The 18,300-nt window shown below is 67.7% G+C and carries 15 protein-coding genes; 5 read left to right on the top strand and 10 right to left on the bottom strand.

Features of this window, described 5'->3' with window-relative positions; all coding sequences use genetic code 11:
• Positions 1–22 precede the first annotated feature (22 nt).
• The 5 genes from AC07WS_RS19275 to AC07WS_RS19255 are packed head-to-tail and all read left to right on the top strand — an operon-like array spanning position 23 to position 7,321.
• On the top strand, positions 23–1,573 hold the full coding sequence (locus tag AC07WS_RS19275) for an efflux transporter outer membrane subunit (RefSeq protein WP_494730631.1): 1,551 nt from the start codon (positions 23–25) through the stop codon (positions 1,571–1,573).
• 37 nt (positions 1,574–1,610) lie between these two features.
• On the top strand, positions 1,611–2,756 hold the full coding sequence (locus AC07WS_RS19270; RefSeq protein WP_494730630.1) for an efflux RND transporter periplasmic adaptor subunit: 1,146 nt from the start codon (positions 1,611–1,613) through the stop codon (positions 2,754–2,756).
• Positions 2,757–2,769: 13 nt separating this feature from the next.
• Complete coding sequence (locus AC07WS_RS19265) at positions 2,770–5,871, top strand: efflux RND transporter permease subunit (protein ID WP_494730629.1); 3,102 nt, start codon at positions 2,770–2,772, stop codon at positions 5,869–5,871.
• A 20-nt stretch (positions 5,872–5,891) separates the two neighbouring features.
• Positions 5,892–6,926: a GGDEF domain-containing protein gene (locus tag AC07WS_RS19260; RefSeq protein ID WP_494730628.1), complete on the top strand. Its 1,035-nt coding sequence runs from the start codon at positions 5,892–5,894 to the stop codon at positions 6,924–6,926.
• Positions 6,923–7,321 (top strand): hypothetical protein, encoded by a 399-nt coding sequence (locus tag AC07WS_RS19255; protein ID WP_494730627.1) that lies wholly within the window; start codon positions 6,923–6,925, stop codon positions 7,319–7,321. The genes AC07WS_RS19260 and AC07WS_RS19255 overlap by 4 nt, the downstream gene beginning before the upstream one ends.
• 4 nt (positions 7,322–7,325) lie before the next feature.
• Here AC07WS_RS19255 and AC07WS_RS19250 read toward each other — a convergent pair whose 3' ends face one another.
• The 10 genes from AC07WS_RS19250 to AC07WS_RS19205 all read right to left on the bottom strand — a co-directional run bounded on the left by AC07WS_RS19250 (position 7,326) and on the right by AC07WS_RS19205 (position 18,234).
• Complete coding sequence (locus AC07WS_RS19250; protein ID WP_494730626.1) at positions 7,326–7,901, bottom strand: NnrU family protein; 576 nt, start codon at positions 7,899–7,901, stop codon at positions 7,326–7,328.
• A gap of 73 nt (positions 7,902–7,974) precedes the next feature.
• On the bottom strand, positions 7,975–8,880 hold the full coding sequence (locus AC07WS_RS19245) for a MaoC family dehydratase (RefSeq protein ID WP_494730625.1): 906 nt from the start codon (positions 8,878–8,880) through the stop codon (positions 7,975–7,977).
• The gene (locus AC07WS_RS19240; protein WP_494730624.1) at positions 8,877–10,268 is read right to left on the bottom strand and encodes a serine hydrolase domain-containing protein; all 1,392 of its coding nucleotides are present in this window, start codon (positions 10,266–10,268) and stop codon (positions 8,877–8,879) included. The genes AC07WS_RS19245 and AC07WS_RS19240 overlap by 4 nt, the downstream gene beginning before the upstream one ends.
• Positions 10,269–12,665 carry a TonB-dependent receptor gene (locus AC07WS_RS19235; RefSeq protein WP_494730623.1) on the bottom strand — a complete coding sequence of 799 codons (2,397 nt, stop codon included), beginning with the start codon at positions 12,663–12,665 and terminating at the stop codon, positions 10,269–10,271.
• A gap of 132 nt (positions 12,666–12,797) precedes the next feature.
• On the bottom strand, positions 12,798–13,310 hold the full coding sequence (gene rrtA, locus AC07WS_RS19230; RefSeq protein ID WP_494730666.1) for a rhombosortase: 513 nt from the start codon (positions 13,308–13,310) through the stop codon (positions 12,798–12,800).
• Position 13,311: 1 nt separating this feature from the next.
• Complete coding sequence (rhlP, locus tag AC07WS_RS19225; protein WP_494730622.1) at positions 13,312–14,142, bottom strand: rhombotarget lipoprotein; 831 nt, start codon at positions 14,140–14,142, stop codon at positions 13,312–13,314.
• 70 nt (positions 14,143–14,212) lie between these two features.
• The gene (locus tag AC07WS_RS19220; RefSeq protein WP_494730621.1) at positions 14,213–14,725 is read right to left on the bottom strand and encodes a redoxin domain-containing protein; all 513 of its coding nucleotides are present in this window, start codon (positions 14,723–14,725) and stop codon (positions 14,213–14,215) included.
• A gap of 9 nt (positions 14,726–14,734) precedes the next feature.
• Positions 14,735–15,277: a carboxymuconolactone decarboxylase family protein gene (locus tag AC07WS_RS19215; protein ID WP_494730620.1), complete on the bottom strand. Its 543-nt coding sequence runs from the start codon at positions 15,275–15,277 to the stop codon at positions 14,735–14,737.
• A gap of 77 nt (positions 15,278–15,354) precedes the next feature.
• Entirely contained in the window at positions 15,355–16,008 is a 654-nt protein-coding gene (locus tag AC07WS_RS19210) for a MarR family winged helix-turn-helix transcriptional regulator (protein WP_494730619.1), read from the bottom strand.
• Between the two features lie 51 nt (positions 16,009–16,059).
• Entirely contained in the window at positions 16,060–18,234 is a 2,175-nt protein-coding gene (locus AC07WS_RS19205) for a TonB-dependent receptor (protein WP_494730618.1), read from the bottom strand.
• Positions 18,235–18,300 lie beyond the last annotated feature (66 nt).

Raw genomic sequence — 18,300 nt, 5'->3', positions numbered from 1 at the left:
AACCTCAGGTGGGAGTTTTTTTGTGAGAAAACAGAACTTCAGGCAATTCCAGCGGCAGGCGTTACGCGCCGGCGTGGCGGCACTGGTGGCGGCACTGGTGGCGGCAGGCCTGGCCGGCTGCGCGCTCGGTCCCGATTTCAAAACCCCGGCCGCTCCGGCCGCGGCAGGCGATAGCTACACCCCCACGCCGCTGGCGGCCCAGACCGCCGCGTCGCCCGGCGCGGCCGGCGCCGCCCAGCAGTTCGCGCCGGGGCAGGACATTCCGGCGCAGTGGTGGACGGTGTTCCGCTCGCCCGCGCTGGACCAGCTGATCCGCAGCGCGCTGGAACAGAATCCGAACATGGCGGCGGCCGAGGCCGCGCTGCGCCAGGCGCAGGAAAGCTACAACGCCCAGGCCGGCAGCCTGGTCTATCCGTCGGTGAACGGCCAGCTCGGCGCGGCGCGCCAGAAGACGTCGGAAGCCGGCGGCGCCAAGGGCGGCGTGTTCAACCTGTACAACGCCTCGGTCAACGTGGCCTACACCCCGGACGTGTTCGGCGCCACGCGGCGCACGCTCGAAGGCGCCCGCGCCCAGGTGGACTACCAGCGCTTCCAGGTCGAGGCGACCTATCTGACCCTGAGCGCCAACGTGGTCACGACCGCCATCCGCGAAGCCTCGCTGCGCGCCCAGCTCAAGGCCACGCGCGAGGTGCTGGACGCGGTCAACCAGCAGATGGGCGTGATCGAGAAACAGTTCCAGCTGGGCGCCGTGCCGCGCAACAGCCTGCTCAGCCAGCGCAACCAGGCGGCGCAGATCGCCGCCACCCTGCCGCCGCTGGAGAAGGCGCTGGCGCAGAGCCGCCATCAATTGTCTGTGCTGGCCGGTAAGCTGCCGAGCGAGGCCGGCATGCCCGAGTTCGCGCTGGAATCGCTGACCTTGCCGGCCACGCTGCCGGTGTCGCTGCCGTCGGCGCTGGTGCGCCAGCGGCCCGACATCCGCGCCAGCGAGGAACAGCTGCACGCGGCCAGCGCGGCCATCGGCGTGGCGACGGCGGCCCAGTATCCGCAGTTCACGCTGAGCGGCAGCTACGGCTCCTCGGCCCAGACCTTCAGCAAGCTGTTCGACGCCGAAACCACGGCCTGGAACCTGGCCGCCGGCCTGAGCGCGCCGATCTTCAACGGCGGCGCCCTGAGCGCCAGGAAGCGCGGGGCCGAGGCGGCCTACGACGTGGCGGCGGCCCAGTACCGCGCCACCGTGCTCAACGCCTTCCAGAACGTGGCCGACAGCCTGCGCGCGCTGGACTCCGACGCCGCCGCGCTGAAGGCGCAGGCGGAGGCCGAATCGCTGGCGGCCGAGTCGCTGGCGCTGGCCACCCAGCAGTACAAGCTGGGCGGCATCAGCTACCTGGCGCTGCTGGACGCGCAGCGCAGCTACCAGCAGGCCCATGTGGCGCTGGTGCAGGCTCAGGCGGCCCGCTACGCCGACACGGCCGCGCTGTTCCAGGCGCTGGGCGGGGGCTGGTGGAACCGCGCCGGCGGCGAACCGGCCGCCACCGCCGTATCGGCCGCAGCGCCCTACGGCGCCGCCAAGTAAGCACCTCAAACAACACTAAAAAGCAGGAGAACGATACATGACCAAGCGTATGTTCATCATGATAGGCGCCGTCCTTGTCCTGATCGCCGTGCTGGCGTTCGGCAAATATTTGCAGATCAAGCAGCTGATCGCCAACTCGCCCAAGCCTGGCGCGCAGACCGTCACGGCGATCAAGGCCGAGGTGTCGGAATGGCAGCCGCAACTGAATTCGGTCGGCACGCTGGTGCCGGTGCGCGGGGTCGACGTCACCACCGAGATCGCCGGCCTGGTGCGCCAGGTGCACTTCAAGTCCGGCGACGAGGTCAAGGCCGGCCAGGTGCTGATCGAGATGAACGCCGACGCCGACATCGCCCAGCTGCGCGCGCTGCAGGCCGCCGCCGACCTGTCGGCCACCGTGCTCAAGCGCGACAAGCTGCAGCTGGCCGCCCAGGCCATCAGCCAGGCCCAGCTCGACAACGACGAGGCCGACCTCAAGAGCCGCAAGGCGCTGGCCGCGCAGCAGCAGGCCGTGGTCGACAAGAAGACCATCCGCGCGCCGTTCGCCGGCAAGCTGGGCATCACCGCCGTCAATCCCGGCCAGTACCTCAATCCGGGCGACAAGCTGGTCACGCTGCAAACCATCGATACCGTTTATATCGATTTCTTCGTGCCGCAGAAGCAGCTGGCCGGCCTGTCCATCGGCCAGAAGCTCAACCTGAGCAGCGACGCCTGGCCGGGCGTGGCCTTCCCCGGCAAGGTCACCTCGATCAGCCCCAAGGTCGACAGCGCCACGCGCAACGTGCAGGTCGAGGCCACCGTGCCCAACGCCAAGCGCCAGCTGCTGCCGGGCATGTTCGCCAACGTCAGCCTGGACCAGGGCGACAAGAAGAAATACCTGACGCTGCCGCAGACGGCCATCACCTACAACCCGTACGGCTCGACCGTGTTCGTGCTGGCGCCGCCGCCGGCCAACGCCAAGGACGCGCTCAAGGACGACAAGGGCAACGCCCACCTGGTGGCGCAGCAGGTGTTCGTCACCACCGGTCCCACCCGCGGCGACCAGGTCGCCATCCTCACCGGCCTGAAGGAGGGCCAGACCGTGGTCACCAGCGGCCAGTTGAAACTGAAGAACGGCACGCCGGCCGTGATCGACAACAAGGTGCAGCCGGCCAACAACCCGAATCCGACGCCGCAGGAACACTAAGGGAAGGCGCGCCATGAATTTCACCGACATCTTCATCAAGCGGCCGGTGCTGGCCAGCGTGGTCAGCCTGCTGATCGTGGTGCTGGGCCTGCGCTCGCTGTTCAGCCTGCCGATCAACCAGTATCCGAAGACGCAGAACGCGGTGGTGACCATCTCCACCACCTACTACGGCGCCGACGCCTCCACCGTGGCCGGCTTCATCACGCAGCCGCTGGAATCGGCCATCGCGCAGGCGCAGGGCATCGACTACCTGTCCTCGTCGTCCAACAGCGGCGTGTCGGTGATCACCGCCACCCTGCGGCTGAACTACGATTCCAACCGCGCGCTGACCGAGATCACCACCCAGGTCAACTCGGTGCGCAACCAGCTGCCGCAGCAGGCGCAGCAGCCGGTGCTGACGGTGCAGACCGGCCAGACCACCGACGCCATGTACATGGGCTTCTACAGCGACACGCTGCCCACCAACAACGTCACCGATTTCCTGGCGCGCGTGGTCAAGCCCAAGCTGGACTCGATCCAGGGCGTGCAGACCGCCGAGCTGCTGGGCGCGCGCCAGTTCGCGCTGCGCGCCTGGCTGGACGCCAACAAGATGGCCGCGCACGGCGTCACCGCGACCGACGTCAGCGCGGCGCTGGCGCAGAACAACTACCTGACCGGCCTGGGCGCCTCCAAGGGCCAGATGGTGACCGTGCCGCTGACTGCCGGCACCGACCTGCACACGGTCGACGAGTTCAAGGCGCTGGCCGTCAAGCAGGTGGGCGGCGCCATCGTCCACCTGGAGGACATCGCCACCGTCACGCTGGGCTCGGAGAACTATGACTTCAACGTCGCCTTCAGCGGCGTGCGCTCGGTGTTCATCGGCATCAAGGTCGCGCCCGAGGCCAACATCCTGGACGTGGCCAAGCGCGTGCGCGAGGCCTTCCCGCCGATCAAGGAACAGCTGCCGAACGGCCTGACCGGCGAGATCGTCTACGACTCGACCGAGTTCATCAACACCTCCATCGACGAGGTGGTCAAGACCCTGGTCGAGGCGCTGATCATCGTCACCATCGTCATCTACCTGTTCCTGGGCAGCTTCCGCGCGGTGATCGTGCCGGTGATCGCCATGCCGCTGTCGCTGGTGGGCACCTTCTTCGTGATGCTGATGCTGGGCTACTCGATCAACCTCTTGACCCTGCTGGCCATCGTGCTGGCCATCGGCCTGGTGGTGGACGACGCCATCATCGTGGTCGAGAACGTCGACCGCCACATGAAGGAGGGCATCAAGCCCTTCGACGCCGCCATCATCGCCGCGCGCGAGCTGGGCAGCCCGATCCTGGCGATGACGGTGGTGCTGATCGCCGTGTACGTGCCGATCGGCTTCCAGGGCGGCCTGACCGGTGCGCTGTTCACCGAGTTCGCCTTCACGCTGGCCGGCGCGGTGGCGGTGTCGGGCATCGTCGCGCTGACCCTGTCGCCGATGATGTGCGGCCACTTCTTCGACGCCAAGCAGGACGAGGGCCGCTTCGTCAAGGCCATCGACAAGGTGTTCGAGAAGGTCCACAACGGCTACCTGCGTTTGCTGCACAGCCTGCTCAACACCTGGCCGGTGCTGATTGTGCTGGGCGTCATCCTCAGCCTGCTGCTGGGCCTGATGTTCAAGATGTCGCAGTCCGAGCTGGCGCCGGAGGAGGACCAGGGCATCGTGCTGTCGCAGGTGGTCGGCGCGCCGACCGCCACCTCGGACCAGATGCAGGCCTACGCCAAGCAGATCTTCGACATCTCGCACTCGCTGCCCGAGTACGAGCAGATGTTCCAGATCACCGGCGTGCCGACCACCAACGCCGGCATCGGCGGCGTGCTGTTCAAGTCGTGGGACAAGCGTTCGCGCTCGGCGCACGAGATCCAGCAGGAGCTGCAGCAGAAGTGGAGCCATGTGGCCGGCGGCCGCGTGGCGGCCTTCCAGTTCCCGCCGCTGCCGGGCAGCTCGGGCTTGCCGGTGCAGTTCGTCATCACCACCACCGAACCGTTCGAGAACCTCAACACGGTGGCGCAGGCGGTGCTCGACAAGGCGCGCAAGGACAACAAGTTCTACTTCGCCGACGTCGACCTGAAGATCGATTCGCCGCAGGCGCGCGTCGAGGTCGACCGCGACAAGCTGGCCACGCTGGGCCTGACGCAGCAGGACTTCGGCAACGCCATGGGCGCGGCGCTGGGCGGCGGCTACGTCAACTACTTCTCGATCTCGGGCCGCTCGTACAAGGTGATCCCGCAGGTGCAGCAGGTCGACCGCCTCAACCCGTCGGACGTGCTGGACTTCTACATCAAGACCCCGAGCGGCGCCATGATCCCGGCCAGCACCGTGGCCAGCATCAAGTACAGCGTGCAGCCGGAATCGGTGACCCGCTTCCAGCAGCTCAACTCGGCCACCATCGCCGGCGTCACCGGCGCCTCGCAGGGCGAGATCCTGGAATACCTGCGCAACACTGTCAAGGAAGTGGCGCCGACCGGCTACACGGTGGACTACTCGGGCGGCTCGCGCCAGTTCATGAGCGAATCGGGCGGCTTCCTGGTGACGATGGCGTTCGCCGTCATCATCGTGTTCCTGGCGCTGGCGGCGCAGTTCGAGAGCTTCCGCGATCCGGTCGTGATCCTGTTCTCGGTGCCGATGGCGCTGTTCGGCGCGATGACCTTCATCTTCCTCGGCTTCGCCTCGATCAACATCTACACCCAGGTCGGGCTGGTGACGCTGATGGGGCTGATCTCCAAGCACGGCATTCTGATCGTGGAGGTGGCCAACCACCTGCGCACCGCCGGCAAGAGCAAGCGCGAGGCCATCGAGGAGGCCGCCGCCACCCGGCTGCGCCCCATCCTGATGACCACGGCCGCCATGGTGTTCGGCGTGGTGCCGCTGGTGGTGGCCTCCGGCGCCGGCGCGGCCGGGCGCCACGCGATGGGCCTGGTGATCTTCACCGGCCTGTCGATCGGCACCTTGTTCACGCTGTTCGTGGTGCCGGCCATGTATATGTTCCTGTCCGGCCAGCACAAGGCCGATCCGCAGGCCGACCCGCATGTCGACCCGCATGCGGCAGGGCACGGCGGCGCAGCACCGGCCCCCGCCGGCCAGCCGACCTGAAGCCGCAGGAGGTGTCCGGCATGAACCAGGGCGCGGGCCGCCGCTTCGGCTGGCTGCCCGGGCAGCGCAAGCGCAGCATCGAGGAAGTGATCCTGATGCTGTTGTGCGCGCTGACCGTCCCCAGCATCCTGCCGTTCGGCGTGTACCGGCTGGTGCAGCGCCAGTGGCTGTCGGCGGCGGTCGACATGGCGCTGGTGCTGGCCATGCTGGCGGTGATCGTGCACGTGTGGCGCACCGGCCGCCACCGCGTCGCCGGCTTCTGCGTCACGCTGTTCTATTCGGCCGGCCTGCTGGCCACCGTGCACCTGCGCGGCGTGTCGCTGATCTACTGGGTCTACCCGACCATGATCGCCTGCTACTTCGTGCTGCGGCCGCGGGTGGCGGTGGCGATCAACAGCGTCACGCTGGTGGCGCTGGTGGCCATTTTGATGACGCAGATGGCGGTGCTGAACCTGCTGACCATCGTCGTCACCATCGGCCTGGTCAACCTGTTCGCCTATATCTTCGCCTACCGCACGGGCGAGCAGAACAAGGCGCTGCACACCGAGGTCGAGCTGGATTTCCTGACCGGCGTGGGCAACCGCCGCGCGCTCGACCGCAAGCTGGCCGACCACGCCGACGAGCGCCGCCCGCAGCTGCCGGCGTGCCTGCTGTTGCTGGACCTGGACCATTTCAAGCAGGTCAACGACCTGTACGGCCACGCGGCCGGCGACCAGGCGCTGCGGCGGCTGTGCGACGTGATGCGCCTGCACACGCGCTCGACCGACCGCCTGTTCCGCTACGGCGGCGAGGAATTCGCGGTGATCGCCAACGGCGCCGAGCTGGCCGCGGCCAGCCGGCTGGCCGAGAACCTGCGGGCCGCCGTGGCCGCCGCCACGCTGATCGACGGCCATCCGTTGACGGTGTCGATCGGCGTGGCGCACATGGACAAGCGCAGCACTCCGGCCGACTGGCTCAAGCAGGCCGACACCCTGCTGTACGCAGCCAAGCAGGGCGGGCGCAACACCGTGCGCGTGGCGGGCCGGGAGACCGAATCGCAAGTGGAGGCCGGATGAGGGGAATCGTCGTAGCGGCCTGTCTGGCAGCCGTGCCGCCGGCCACGTGGGCGCTGCCGGAGGCGCCGGCCGCCAAGCCGGGCGAGCCGCTCGCGGGCGACCTGAGCCGGCCGCCCCCGCTGTCCGACGAGTTGATCCGCAAGGCCGTGCGCGAGATTATCGTCGCGGAACCGCAGCCGGTGGCGCCGGCCACGGGCGCGGCCGGCGTCTACGGCAGCACCGCGCCCAGCATGCACGACAAGATGAGCGCCGCCTTCGAGCAGGCCAAGGTGCCGGACTGCCTGCACGACGACGCGCTCAAGCTGCAGCCGGCCCATATCGGCCCGGTCGCGGTGGTGGGGCCGTACTCGCTGCCGTGGGTGATCGCGGCGGTGATCCGGGGCAAATGCCGCTGAGCGTTCAGAACGGGCTCACGCCGATCAGCATCCGGTGCAGCCAGTGGGCAAACACCACCGACACCGCAATCCCCGCCACCACCGTGACCGCCGTCGCCACGCCCTTGCCGGCCAGGTAGACGGTGCCGGCGGCGGCGTCGCGCCTGCGGGCCGAGCGGAACAGCAGCACCGACCACGCCAGGAAGCTGCCGAACAGGACGATGTCGTGCAGCGTGCCGTTGGCCAGCAGGTGGGCCAGCGCCCACACCTTGACGGCCAGCGTCATCGGATGATGCAGGCGCGCCTTGATGCCGTTGCGCGGCACATAGGCCGCCACCAGCAGGATGAAGGACAGCACCATCAGCGGCGCGGCGATGTGCCGCATGAACGGCGGCGGCGACCACACCACCACCGGTTGCTGGCGCGCCAGGCTGTAGCCCCACAACAGCAGCCCGAAGCTGGCCAGCGACAGCAGCGAATACACACCCTTCCAGGCGTTCCCGCCCAGGCGCTCGCGCATGGCGGTGCGCCAGCCGTCGGCGAAGATGCGGACTGAGTGCAGTCCGAGGAAGATCAGCAAGCCCAGTATCAGTATCGTCATCGTCGCATCCCCAGGTGTTGGTTGAACTGCGCTGACGATACACCGGCCGGCGGCGCCACGCAACGGTTACGCGTCAACGCAGCCGTCCTGCCAGATGCACGGTGCCGCCGCTGCCGGCCAGGCGCAGCGCGCGCCAGCCGTCGGCGTCGGCCGGCTGCGCCAGTTGCACCGACAGCGCGCCGCTGGGCAGCGCCACCGGACGCAGGAAGCGCACGTCAAGCTCGCTCCAGCTACCCGGCGCCAGCGCTTCGACGCTGCGCGCCAGGCTGCCGAAGCCGTGCAGCACCAGGCCGCCGAACAGCGAGCGGCGCGCCAGCGGCCCGCACCAGTGGATGGGATTGAAGTCGCCGGTCAGCAGCGCGAAGCGCAGGCCGTCGCCGGCTTCGGCGCGCCAGCTGCCCGCCGTGTGCCACGCGGGATCGGGCGGCCGCGCCGGCGCCGCGCCAGCGCTGCGCGCACCTGGCACGCGCACGCGCAGGTGCAGCCGGGTCTCCACCAGGCAGGCCTGCTGCGCCGTTCCGGTGAGGACGGCCACCACGATCCTGGCCCAGCCATCCGCATGCGTGAGCTGCTCGAGCGAGGCGCGCAGCACCAGCGGCGTGGCGCGCGGCAGCGGGCCGTGCACCTTCATCGATACGCCCTGGTTGATGATGCCGGTGAGGGGGTAGGGCAGCTGCATCAGCAGCGCGCTCACCAGCGGCAGGCTCCATTGCGACACCATGTGCGACGGCAGTTCGCCGTCATAGCGTCCGGCCGCGCCGCACCAGCGGATGTAATGGCCGGCCAGCTGCGCCGGCGGCGCGGCGATGCGGCGCTCGATGGGCGCGACGGCGTGCCGCCGCGTTCCGCCCGCCGCCTCCTGGCGCGGCGGCAGCAGCGCGCGGCCGGCCGCCTGCAGCAGCATGCCGGCGCTGGCCCGCAGCATCGGCCCCTGGTGGCGCAGCAGGCTGTAAGGCACCATGCCCTGCGCCGCCGTCATTCCAGCGCCTTGAGCACGGCGGCCACCAGCGCCTGCGGTTGATAGCGCAAGCGATCCGGCGTCAGGCCCAGACGCACCACCACCAGCTCCCTCGACGGCACGACGGTGATGGTCTGGCCGTCGTGGCCTTCCAGCCAGTAGGTATCGGCGGGCAGCTTGAACGGCGGGTCCGGGTCCTGTCCCTCCGGTGTGGCGCCGGGCGGCCCCCAGCGCCAGAGCTGCCCCTGTCCGTACTGGCCGCCGGAAGCCGGCGCCACCTGCTGCATGCCTGCCACGAAGCCCTCCGGCAGCAGGCGCTTGCCTTGCCAGACACCGTCCTGCAGCAGGAACTGGCCGAAGCGCGCCCAGTCCTGGGTGGTCGCATACATATAGCTGGAGCCGACCAGATTGCCGCGCGCGTCGGCCTCCATCACGGCGCTGCTCATGCCCAGCGGTTCGAACAGGCGCTCGCGCGGCAGCGCCAGCACGGCGGCCGACGTCGGCGCCTGCTTGCCGCCGGCCGCCGCCGCGCGCTGCCAGATCCGCGACAGCAGCAGCGTGGTGCCGCTGGAGTAGTTCCACGCGCTGCCCGGCGCCTGCGCCAGCGGCCGGGCGGCGGCGTAGGCCGCCATGTCCGGCTCCAGGTACAGCATGCGCGTCACATCCGAGACGTCGCCATACCCCTCGTTGAATTGCAGGCCGCTGCTCATCGCCATCAGCTGCGCCAGCGTGATGGCGGCGCGCGGATCGGCGGCGTCGGGCCAGAAGCCGCTGTGCTGCGGCGCGAGCGTGCCGTCGGCGATCTGGAGGCCGACCAGGGCCGCGCTGACGGTCTTGGTGATCGACCAGCCCAGCAAAGGCGTGGCGGCGTTGAAGCCCTTGCCGTAGCGCTGCGCCACCAGCCGGCCGCGGTGGATCACGGCCACGCCGCGCATGCCGGGGCCGGCCAGCGCATCCTGCTCCAGCAAGGCCTGCACCGCCGGCACGGTCAGCGGCAGCGATCCGGTCGGCCACGGCACGTTGGCCGACGGCGCCCAGATTTTAAAAGGGGAGAAGGTGTACAGCGCGGCCTTGCCGGCATCGCCGTCCGGCGCCACGGCGCAGCCGGTGCCGGGCCGGTACACGGCCAGGCCATTGCCGACAAACCCCAGCAGATCGGCGCGCACCAGCTTGCGCTCCTTGTCGACGCGCACCTTCAGCAGCTTGAGTACCGGATGGCCCGGCGCCTGCACATCGTCGGCCAGCACGTCCTGCGCGTCGCGGCCGGCGATGAACACGTTCGAGCACACCATCTTGGCGCCGTAGTTGGCCCCCACCCGCAGCAGCTCCGGCGGATGCAGCGCCAGCGCCAGCGCGCCGCCGGCCAGCACCGCTGCTGTCACGGCGGCCAGCTTGAACGCCTTGGCCATCTACAGGCTGGCCCGGAATTCCAGCGCGATCGCGCGCGGCGGCATCAGGTAGGCATAGGGCGCGCCGTATTGCTCCGTTTGTCCGCCCAGGTTGGTGATGTAGCGCTGGTCGAACACATTGTTGACCAACAGCGCCACGCCGTAGCGCGAACTGGGGCTGTCCCACCCCAGGCGCAGGTCGAACTTGCTGGTGGCGGTGCCGGTCTTGAGCTGCGCGGTGTGCAAGCACTGAAGCTTGGCGGTGTCGCTGTTGCAGCGCTGCGCGGTCGAATGCGTGCCCTGGAAATTCAGGCTGCCGCGGCCACCCAGCGTTTCCCAGTTGACGTTCACGCCCGCCATCGCCGTCATGCGCGGCGTGCCCACCGGCTGGCCGCCCAGGTCCAGCGTGACGTTGCCGGCGGCGTCGAGGCGCTGGTAGCGGGTGTAGGTCTGGTCGATGTACTCCATGCCGCCGAACACCGTCACGCGCGGCGTGATGCGGATGCGGCCATCGAGGTCCAGGCCATGCGCCTTCTGGTCGCTCGACACCACGTTATAGGTCGGTACCGTGCCCACGCTGTACAGCTGGATGTCCTGCAGGTTCTTGAACTTGTATGCGAACAGCGCAGCGTTGACCGTGGCGCGCAGCTCGGGCAGGGATAGCTTCACGCCGGCTTCGAAGTTGGTCATCTTCTCGGGCGCGAAGCTCGGGTCCTGGCCGGCGGCGGCCGGCGCGGCGGGATTGGGCGGCGTGAAGATGTTGAAGCCGCCGGCCTGGTAGCCGCGCGACAGGGATGTGAACAGCAGCGTGTCCTTGTTCAGCTTATGGTCCACCACCAGGCGCGGACTCCAGTCGGTCCAGTCCTTCTCGCGCGTGACGGGCGATCCCGCCAGCTGCGCCGCCGTGCTGAAGATCACATTGGAAGGGAAGGTCGAAGCATCCACCCCGGCCAAGGGCCCGAAGCTGTTGAGGAAGTTGTCCAGCTGCGGCGACACGCGGCCCGGCACGAACCAGGTCATGCGCTTCTTGTCCTGCGTGTAGCGCAGGCCGGCGGTGACGTTGGTGGACGGCGTTATGTGCCAGATGGTGTCGCCGTAGAGCGAGACCGACTTGGTCCTGACATCGCTGTAGTGCGTCTCGTCCCAGTTGAACACCGTGTCCGCGCCCACGCCCGGCAGGCCCGCCGCGCCCAGGCCCGCGAACAGCATGGCGAAATTCGGCTGGCCGCCGGCGAACTGGCTGAGGGTGTCGAGCGTGCCGGTGGTGACGAAGGCGCCGGCGTCCTGGTGCTCGTTGTTGTGGTAGAAGCTCAGGCCCGCGATCCAGTCCAGCTTATCGTTTTTGCCCGACAGCTTGAACTCCTGCTGGAAGCTGTGGGCGCGCTTGGCGTCCAGTGTGGTCAGATACAGGTCGGGCCGCGCGCCGCCGTCGTTGTCGGTGATGTTGTGGGTGGTGAAGCGGCGATAGGCGGTGGTGGAGCTGAAGCTCATGCCGGCCAGCGGCGTCTCGAAGCGCAGCGTGGCGCCGTCGAACATCCGGCCTTCGCTGCCCTGGTCGTCGTTCTGCAGCGGCGTCTTGAAGGGATCGACGAAGTTGGCGGTGTAGGCCGCGTCGTAGACGCCGGTGTAGCCGCCCAGCGGCAGCCTGGGGTCCTTGACGACGCCGAAGGCCGGACGGCCATACTGCTCCATGTTCTCGTGCTCCCACGCGAACACCAGCTTGGCCGCGTCGAAGTCCTTGCGCAGCGTGAGGCGGGTGGCCCAGTCCTTGTCGCCGCCGGATTTTTTTCCGGTGGACGTATTGTCGATCCAGCCCTCGCTGCCTGAACGCACCGCCACCAGCCGCGCGGCCAGGGTGTCGCTGATCGGGATGTTCATCATCGCGTCCGCGTTGGCGCGGCCGTACTTGCCCAGCTTGACGTGGCCTGCCGCGTCGAGCTCCTTGCCCGGCTCATTGGTGCTGATGGCGATGGCGCCGGCCGCGCTGTTACGGCCGAACAGCGTGCCTTGCGGCCCCTTGATCACTTCGATGCGCTGGACGTCGATGAAGTTCATCAGCGCGCCGCCGGTCTTGCCGGTGTAGACGCCGTCGACGTAGATGCCGACCGGCGAATCGGTGGCGATGCCGAAGTCCCCCGTCTGCACGCCGCGTATGCCGAAGCCGGGCTGCGTCGGCTCGGACGCGTCCACCACCAGGCCGGGCACGTAGCCATTCAGGTCGCCCAGGTCCTTGGCGCCGATGGCGTCGAGATCCTTGTTGGTCAATACCTGGATGGTCATCGGAACGTCCTGCACGAACTGCTTGCGGGACTGCGCGGTGACGACGACCGACGGGATGTCGTCGGCGGCCCACGCGGGCGGGATGAAGAAGGCTGCTGCGAGGCTGGCGGAAATTACGGTGCGGGCAGGGATGCTCAAATCGTCCTCCATCGGATAACAGCGGCAACTGGGCGGTGCTGACGATTATGCCTACATCCATGCAATATACACAAGAATTAACGGCAATGTTGAGGCTTGTGAAACACAAACAAGTCAGATTTACATCGATAGTTAATCCAGTTGCAGCCTGGGTTTCCTGAACGGCAGCGTGAAGGCGCCGGCGATCACGCCCAGCAGGTGCGCCTGCCATGCGATCACCACGTCCGGCGGCAGATTGGACCAGCCGTGGGCTGCGCCGGCGGCTTCGGCGCCGATCTTGGCGACCAGCGTGGCGGCCATCAACAGCAGCGCGGCGCGCATGGAGCGGGTGGCGCGCGGCCACAGCGCGCCGCCGGCCATCACCACCAGCATCGCGGCGATGCCGGACGCGCCCCGGTAGTACAGGCAGTGCGGCGCGATCAGCAGCATGCCCAGCGAGATGAAGGGCGCGCCCAGGCCCACCGCCAGCAGCAGGCGGCGCATGCCGGCGGCGGGCGAGGCGCTCAACTGCACCACGATCACGGCGGCGGCCAGCACCACCGCGAAATCGATCAGCGCATGCTGCGCCGAGTAGTGGACCAGATGGCCGGTCCACAGCCGCCAGAGCTGACCGGCCAGCAGCGCGTGGCGGTCGAACTCCAGCATGTCAGCCACGGCGGCGCAGGCGCCACGCCAGGCCTGCCAGCAGCGCTACCAGCGCCAGGCTGGCCCAGTCCATCGCACCGCCGCCCTTGTAGCCTTGCTTGTTTTCGACCTGGTAGCTGGCGTCGCGCTTGATGCGTTCGCGGAAGTTGTCCAGCTCCGATTGCAGGTTGGGGATCAGCTGGTCGACGGCGGCGTTGTAGCCCTCGGTCTGCGCGGCGCGCGCCTTCTCGCTGAAGCCCGCCATGGTGGCGCTGCCCTTGACCTGGCTGGTGCCGGGCGCGCGGAACAGCAGCTTGTGGCTCTGCACATCGAACACCGACGCGTCGAGCATGGTCTGCACGTCGTACTGGTCGCCGTGGACCACGTAGGCGCCGATGATGGTCCAGTACAGCATCGACAGCGCGTTGGAATCGTTGAACTGCACCTGGTCGTAGGACAGCAGGGCCACCACTTCGACGTCGAACATGCGCGCCACCTGCTCAAGGTTGGTGAAGCCGCCCTTGGCGCGCATGTACTGGCTCGGGATGATCTCGATCTTGCCGATGTACGGATGCTTGGAGAAGGAGTCGCGCACGCGCTCCAGCAGTTTCATGCGGGCCGTTTCCGGCAGGCCGTTGCCCCAGCCCGCGCCGGGCACGAAGGCGATGCCGACCCGCACCGGCGGCCGCAGTCGCGTGACGGTGGGCGTCATGGACGGTGCGTCCTTGGCGTCCGGGTAAAGGTAGTCGACGATGCTGCCGGTCTGCTTGACGCTGCGGCCATTGGTCATGGAAGCGCAACTGGACAGCAAAACAGCAGCCAGCGCGATGAGCAGGATATTCAGGATACGCATAGGGATTCTCCGGTGATCGCGGATTATACGTCGCTGTGCCTCCCGGGCGACAGCGCGGGAGGCACAGGGATCACCTTATGCTACAGGCGGTATCGTCGCAGTGTACTTCGGCCCGCGCCGGCGGCTCGGCCAGCAGCTGTCCGATCAGCGCGCCGACTTGCATGTCCTCGGCGCGGCCGAAGTGGTTCAGCCGCAGCCGTCCCTGGCGATCGATCAGCAGCAGCGACGGCGTGCCGCGTAGCTGGTACTGCGCCATCGTCAGCGGTACGGCGCCCTGCGCTGCCGGCCGGTCTATCGCCACCGGAAACTGGATGCGGTACTCGTGCACAAAGGCTTCCAGCGCTTTCGCCGTCATGGCGTCGTGGTGTTCGAAGACGGAATGCAGTCCGATCACGGCGACGTCCTGTTCGTCGAAAGTGCTGCGTATCGTCTTGGCCTGCGGGATGCCGTGCGAAACGCAGCCGGGACACAGCATCTGGAAGACATGGACGGCGACGACCTTGCCGCGCAACTGCCGCAACGACAAGGGCTGCGCGGTGTTCAGCCAGGCCGCGACCTGGAGTTCGGGGGCGATAGTGTGCATGGCAGCTCCTTACTTGGCGCGCAGTTTCACCACGGGGAAATCGACCGGCACCTTGAAGGCGACGTTGACGTAGTTGGTGAACAGGTTCAGCGCGACGTGGGCCATGATCTCGACGATGGCTTCGTCGCTGAAGCCGACCACGCGCAGCGCTTCCACATCCTCGTTGTCGATCTGTGCGCGGTTGCTGACGACCGCGATGGCGAAGCGCAGCGCGGCGGCGGTCTTGGCATCGCTGGACAGGCCGGCTTGCGCCGCGCTCATCTCCTCGGCGCTGGCGCCGGCCTTGCGTCCCAGGACGGTGTGCGCGGCCAGGCAGTATTCGCAGGCATTGCGGTCGGCGATGGCGACGGCGATCTGTTCGCCCAGCTTGGCGTCGATCACGCCGCCGCCCAGCGCGCCGAACGAGCCCCACATGCTTTTCAGCGCGGCGGTCGAATTGGCTACGGCCTTGAACATGTTCGGCGTGGCGCCGAACGCGCCCTGGATTTGCGCCAGCAGCTGTTGGCGTTCGCCGGTGGTGTCGGCGGGGGATACGAGGGAGATGCGGTTCATGGTATTTCCTTTCATGGTTGGAAAAAGTACTGCGGTTAAAACAAATAGGAGTCCTAACTATTATGGTCAAAAAAAACTCAGGCGAATACCTTCCAGTTGCGCTGGCGCGTGGCGGGATCGGCCGGCACCTGTTCCGGGCAGTCCATGCGCAGCAGCGCAACGGACAGCGGCGCGTTCACCAGCCCGCAGTGGTGCGGCGCGGCCTTGCCTGGATGGCGGTTCGCCTCAAAATACCGGCACGACAGGCAGGCGCGCATCTCGGGGAAGCGCTCGGTCTTCTGCAGCTGGGCGATCAGCTTGAACAGACCGGTCAACAATTCGGTCTGCTGGGCCGAGGGCAGGGCAGCGGCAGCGTTTTCGGCAAAGCTCAGCGCATCGCCGATGCGGGCCGCCGTGGCGGCGCCTTCGTCGGTCAGGAACAGGGCGGTGGCGCGGCCGTCGTCCTCCGCCCTGGCCTTGTACAGCAATCCCTTGGACACCAAAGCGGACACCGAATCGCTGGCACTGGCCGCGCTGATCGACAGCTGCGACGCCAGCCAGGACAGGCGCACACCCTGCTTGCGGCCTTGCAGCAGCTGCAGGATCTCGGCCTGCGCCGGATTCAGGTTTTCGGCCGTGGCGAACTCCCACATACCGGAGCGCATCACGCTGGCGATGCGTCCGATAGCGGTGACGATGCGCGCCGAGACGTCGGGCGTATCCTTCCACGGTTTGTCAGGTCTGGTGTCCATGCTCTGCATTATACACAGGGATTTCAATTTAACAAGGACTCCTAACTAAAATCAGAACCCGACCGAAATACCGGCATACAGCGTGCGGCGGGCGCCGTGCTGCGGTGCCCCCACGCCGACACCGGAACCGTCGCGCAGCAGATAGCTCTTGTCGAAGGCGTTGACCAGCGCGAGGCGGCCTTCGATATTGCCGATCGCCGTATGCTTCCAGTTGTGCGTCAGCGACAGGTTGACGGTGGTGTAGTGCGGCAGCGTGCCGGAGTTGGGCGCGGCGCCGTCGGGCGTCATGCGCAAGCCGCTGCCGTACAGGAAGTCGCCGTTCAATTGCGAATCGCCCCAGTGGTAGTGGGCGCCGCCCGAAACTGTGTAGGTCTGGTCGTGGTCGACGTAGATGTAGTGGTTGGCGATGTAGGCCAGTTCGTCCGGCCCGAACAGCGACTGCCCGGAGACGATGTTCTGTCCCTTGGCCTGCTGCGTGGTCAGGTTGAGGAAGCCGCCCCAGTTGGACTGGTTGTACACGGCCGACAGTTCCAGTCCCTTGGCGTAGCCACGGTCGTAGTTGAACGGCGACAGGATCAGCGCCTGGCCGAACTGGCCCTCGTCCAGCATGTTGCGGATCTTCTTGTAGTAGGCGTCGGCGGTGACGGTCAGCTGCTCGTTGAACTGGTGGCTCACGCCGATGTCGTAGTAGTTGGTGCGCTCGGCCTTGACGTTGTCCGACACCGGCACTTGCGGCGCGTTCGAGGTGTTGGCGTATTTGTCGATGCTCGATTGCGCGGCCAGCTCCTGCGGCGGCGGGGTGAAGTAGCGCGAATAGCCGGCGTGCAGCGCCGTGCCCTTGGCGACCTGGTAGGCGAGGTTGACGCGCGGGCTCCATTGCTGTTCGTCGACGAAGGCCGAGACCTTGTCGAAGCGTACGCCGTAGTTCAACGTCAGCGGCGCGGCGATGTGCCATTCGTCCTGCAGGTAGAAGCTGGACAGCTTGCCGGTCTTGCTGCTGTTGTCGACGATGGTGCGCGGATCGGTGCCCGATTGCGCGCCGTCGACGGTGTCGAATACCGCCACCGCGTTGTCGCTGTGGGTGTTCTGGCGCGAGTAGGCCAGGCCGGCGCGCACGGTGTGGCCGGCGTTCAGTTTATAGCTGGCGTCGAACTGCGCGCCGCTGGCGGAGTTGGAGCGCAGCGTATCGGAGGCCACGCCGTTGTAGATCAAGTCGCCCAGCGCGTCCGGCATGTAGTGCAGTTCCGAATATTGATGGAAGGCCGAGACCTGGTAATTCAGGTCGCCCACGCTCTTTTGCAACGACAGCACCAGGAAGCGGTTCACCTCGCGCTGGTTCTCGTCCAGCTGCGCCGACGGCAGCTTGCTGGTGCCGGCGGTGGCGTCGCTCTGGCCGGTGAGCGAGAAGCCGGGCGCCTGACCCGGATTGTTCGGAATCTGGAAGCGGCCGTTGTAGGTGCCGAACATCAGGCCCAAACGGGTCTGCTCGTCCAGGAACCAGGACAGTGCGCCGAAGGATTTGTTTTGTTTGGTGCGGTCGTGCAGGGCGCTGCGGTTCGGCAGCGGATTCTCGATGCCCTGCGCGTTCGACAGATAGCTGCCGGACAGGTAGTAGTTGAAGGCGCCCCGGGTGCCGAAGAATTCCGCGCTCGGTTCGACGTAGTCGTTGCCGCCCACCAGGACGCCGACGCGCCCGCCGGATTTGACCGCGCCCTCTTTGGTCTGGATGTCGACGATGCCCGAGGTGCGCAGGCCGAATTGCGCCGGCAGCGCGCCGGTGATGAAGTCGGTCTGCTGGACGAAGCGGGTATCGATCGACTGGCCGAAGCCGGTGATACTTTCCGGCAGCTGCACGCCGTTGACGCGGTACTGCACGTTGGCGTGGTCGTCGCGCACGTGGATGGAGCCCGAGCCTTTCGAATCCTGGCTCACGCCCGGAAGGCGCAGCAGCACCTCGTTGAACGGCGTATTGTCGCCGCGGCCCAGCTGCTCGATCATGTGGCGGTCGATCGAATAAACGGTGGTGCCGACGTTCGGCGACAGGTCGATGCGGGCGCTCTTCAGATGGGCGGCGGTCACTTCCACCTGCTGCATCGGGCTGCCGTCGGCGTTGGCCGGCGCGGCGGCGGGGCTGGCGGCCGCGTCGTCGGCGGCGCTGGCGTGGTGGGCGTAGAAGGCTGCGGCCAGCAGCAGTGGCAGGGTGCGGAGTTGTGGCGTGCGTTGCATGGTAAATCCTTGAATGTTCGGGCGTGGCTAGCCTCCGGCCTGCGCGAACGGGTCGGGCAGGCGCGC

It is taken from the genome of Duganella sp. GW821-FHT01E12 (assembly GCF_059422325.1).
This window is presented reverse-complemented; position numbering and strand designations above follow the sequence as displayed.